3 protein-coding genes are annotated in these 3,659 nt (G+C 71.8%); 2 read left to right on the top strand and 1 reads right to left on the bottom strand.

Features of this window, described 5'->3' with window-relative positions:
* Positions 1–220: 220 nt before the first annotated feature.
* Positions 221–1,411, bottom strand: coding sequence for an NAD(P)-dependent malic enzyme (locus tag D476_RS0126825; RefSeq protein ID WP_017626984.1), 1,191 nt, complete (start codon positions 1,409–1,411; stop codon positions 221–223).
* 385 nt (positions 1,412–1,796) lie between these two features.
* Between D476_RS0126825 and D476_RS0126820 the strand changes: the two genes are divergently transcribed.
* On the top strand, positions 1,797–2,708 hold the full coding sequence (locus tag D476_RS0126820) for an ABC transporter substrate-binding protein (protein ID WP_017626983.1): 912 nt from the start codon (positions 1,797–1,799) through the stop codon (positions 2,706–2,708).
* Between the two features lie 9 nt (positions 2,709–2,717).
* Positions 2,718–3,659: amino acid ABC transporter permease (locus tag D476_RS0126815; protein ID WP_017626982.1), on the top strand; the 942-nt coding region annotated here is incomplete at its 3' end.

The raw sequence follows: 3,659 nt of genomic DNA, 5'->3' as shown, positions 1-3,659 counted from the left end.
GGGGGGGGTGCTGGCCTTCGGCCACCCCGCCTGGGCGGCCTTCGTCGGGGCCGCGGCCGACGGCGGACTCTAGCCTCCCCGGCTCAGGGCCCGGGACCGGCGGGCGGCACACCCCGCGGGCGGGAGGGGCCCATACGGAACGGATCCGGAGCAGGCGACCCCGCTCCGGATCCGCTACGGTGCGCCACCGGCCGGCTACCCGGACGGCGGGCCGGGCGCCTCAGGCCCGCGCCACCCCGTCCTTGCGCGCCCGGGCCGCCACGGCGGCCGAGACCGCCGGGACCACCCGCTCGTCGAAGGTGCTCGGGATGATGTAGTCGGCGGCGAGGTCGTCGCCGACCAGGTCGGCCAGCGCATCGGCGGCCGCGAGCTTCATCCCCTCGGTGATGTCCGAGGCGCCCGCGTCCAGCGCGCCCCGGAAGACGCCCGGGAACGCCAGCACGTTGTTGATCTGGTTGGGGAAGTCGCTGCGCCCGGTGGCCACCACACTGGCGTACCGGCGCGCCACGTCCGGGTGGACCTCCGGGTTGGGGTTGGCCATCGCGCAGATGATGGCCTGCGGCGCCATGGTCGCCACGACCTCCTCGGGCACCTCGCCCGCGGACAGCCCGATGAACACGTCGGCCCCGGAGAGCGCGTTCTCGATCGAGCCCTGGAGCCCGGCCCTGTTGCTGATCGCCGCCAGCTCCTCCTTGACCGGGGTGAGCCCGTCGCGGCCAGCGTAGATCATGCCCTTGCTGTCGGCCACGGCGATGTCGCCGATGCCGCCGTCGAGCAGCATCTTGGTGACCGCCACCCCGGCCGCGCCCGCGCCCGAGACCACGGCGCGCAGGTCGCCCAGGGTGCGCCCGGTCAGCCGGGCCGCGTTGCGCAGCGCCGCCACCGTCACGATCGCGGTGCCGTGCTGGTCGTCGTGGAAGACCGGGATGTCCAGGCGCTCCCGCAGCCGGCGCTCGACCTCGAAGCAGCGCGGCGCGGAGATGTCCTCCAGGTTGATCCCGCCGAAGGAGGGCGCCATCCGGGCGACCGTCTCCACCAGGTCGTCGACGTCGGTGCAGTTGAGCGCGATCGGCACCGAGTCGACGCCGCCGAACTGCTTGAACAGCAGCGACTTGCCCTCCATGACCGGCAGCGAGGCCTCCGGGCCGATGTCGCCCAGCCCCAGCACGGCCGAGCCGTCGGTGACGACGGCGACCAGGTTGGACTTCCAGGTGTAGGCGTCGACGAGCTCGGGGGATTCGGCGATGCCGCTGCACACACGCGCGACGCCGGGGGTGTAGGCCAGGGACAGCCCGGCGTGGTCGCTCACGTCGACCGTGGACCGGACCTCCAGCTTGCCGCCCCGGTGCAGGGCGAAGGCCGGATCGGAATCGCGCTCGGTATGCCGCTCGCGCGGCGATTGGGTGGTCAACTCACAAACCCCTCAGTACATCGGAGCCCTCCGGTCGGCCATGACACGGGGGCGGGTGATCAGGTGGACGGCGCGCGGAGGCTGTGGGTGCTAGGGGACGGCTCCGCTCCCGGCCGGCCAAGGCCGGGGCGTACGAGCCGGCCTCCGCTCGGCCGGTATGCAGGCCAAGCGCCGCCTCGTCCACGGGGGTGACCCGTTATCCAATCATCTCACAACGGTGACCGGAGCAACATGCCGGGTGGCGAGCATGGGACGACCGCGGTACCGGCCGGGTGTCGGCCGATCCCGGCCTCCGGCGCGGACGCGGGCGGACGCAGCCAGTCCGGGCGCCAGCGCGCCCCCGGCCCGAAGGAGACCCACCGTGGCCTCGCCGACGAGCTCCCCCATGACACCATTCCGCGCCAGAGGCCTGCTCGCCGCCGGAGCCGCGGCCGCCACCCTGGCCGCGACGGCCTGCGGCGGCGGCGCCTCCGAGGACGGCGCCGACGGGGGCGCCTCCCCCGAGGTCCAGGCCGACGAGGAGGTCGCCTCCCTGGTCCCGGACGACATCAGGGAGCAGGGCTCGCTGACCATCGGGGTGGACGCCAGCTACGCCCCCGGCGAGTTCCTCGACGCCGACGGCTCCACCGTGGTCGGCTTCAACATCGACCTGTTCGACGCGGTCGCGGCCAAGATGGACCTGGACACCTCCTGGGAGGCCTCCACCTTCGGCACCATCGTCGAGGGCGTGGACAGCGGCAAGTACGACGTGGGCGTCTCCTCGTTCACCATCAACGCCGAGCGCATGGAGCAGGTGAACATGGTGAGCTACTACACCGTGGGCACCCAGTGGTTCACCGCCGCGGGCAACCCGGAGGGCGTCGACCCGGACGACGCGTGCGGGATGACCGTGGCCGTGCAGGCCAACACCGTCCAGGTCGAGGACATCCAGGCGCGCAGCGAGGCCTGCGAGGAGGCCGGCGACCCGGCGATCCAGATCGACCAGTACGAGCGCCAGGACCAGGCCACGCAGTCGATCGTGTCCGGCAAGAGCGACGCCGGGCTGGCCGACATGCCGGTGGCGGTCTACGCCGTCGAGCAGACCGACGGCCAGCTGGAGACGCTGGGCGAGCAGTACGAGGCGGCGCCCTACGGCGCGGTGGTCGACAAGGAGAACGAGGAGCTGGCCGAGGCCGTCCGGGCCGGCTACCAGGCGATCATCGACGACGGCACCTACGACGAGATCCTCGCCGAGTGGGACCTGGACGGACAGGGGACCATCGAGAAGGCCGAGATCAACCCCGACGTCGAGGAGTAAGAGGGCCGCGTGAGCACACCGACCCCGACCGAGGAGGGGCGGACGGCGCCCGAGCCGATCAAGGCCGTGCCCGTCCGCCACCCGGGCCGCTGGATCGCCGCGGCCGTCCTGCTGGTCCTGGCGGCCATGTTCGTCAACATGCTGGTGACGAACGACAAGTTCAACTGGCCGTTCCTGCTGGAGAACATGTTCTCCCCGCCGGTGCTCTACGGCGTGTGGACCACCCTCAAACTGACCGTGCTCGCCATGGCGGTGGGCATCTCGCTGGGCATCGCCGTGGCGGTGATGCGGCTGTCGGGCAACCCGATCCTCTCGGGCCTGGCCTGGGTGTACACCTGGTTCTTCCGCGCCGTCCCGCGCCTGGTGCTGTGCGTGCTCTTCGGCAACATGGGCATCCTGTACCAGAACCTTGAGCTGGGGCTGCCGTTCGACAACTACTGGATGCCCGCGCTCGGGCTGGACGGCGACGCCCGCTTCTACAGCGTCCCGATGAACGAGGTGCTCACCCCGTTCATGGCGGCGCTGCTGGCGCTGGCCCTGTCCCAGGGCGCCTACATGGCCGAGATCGTGCGCGCCGGACTGCTGTCGGTGGACAAGGGCCAGACCGAGGCCGCCCAGGCGCTGGGCATGGGCCGCGGGCTGATCCTGCGCCGCATCACCCTGCCGCAGGCGCTGCGGGTGATCGTGCCGCCGACCGGCAACGAGGTCACCGCGATGCTGAAGGACACCTCGCTGGTGTCGGCGATCCCGCTGACCACCGAGCTGTTCTTCCAGCTGCAGGCCATCGGCAACCGCACCTTCGACCTGTTCCCGATGCTGGTGGCGGCGTGCCTGTGGTACCTGGCCATCACCAGCCTGCTGATGGTGGGCCAGTACTTCCTGGAGCGCTCCTTCACCCGGGGCGACCGCACCGCGCAGGCCGAAGTGACGATCACGCAGAGCAAGGCGGGA

The organism is Nocardiopsis chromatogenes YIM 90109 (assembly GCF_000341185.1).
GTDB lineage: Bacteria > Actinomycetota > Actinomycetes > Streptosporangiales > Streptosporangiaceae > Nocardiopsis_A > Nocardiopsis_A chromatogenes.
Note: the sequence above shows the minus strand (reverse complement) of the source record. Positions and strands in the feature narration are given on the sequence as shown.

Excerpts from the sequence above, each read along its gene's own strand:
- D476_RS0126820 (WP_017626983.1), top strand. The coding sequence starts at position 1,797 with ATGACACCATTCCGCGCCAGAGGCCTGCTCGCCGCCGGAGCCGCGGCC.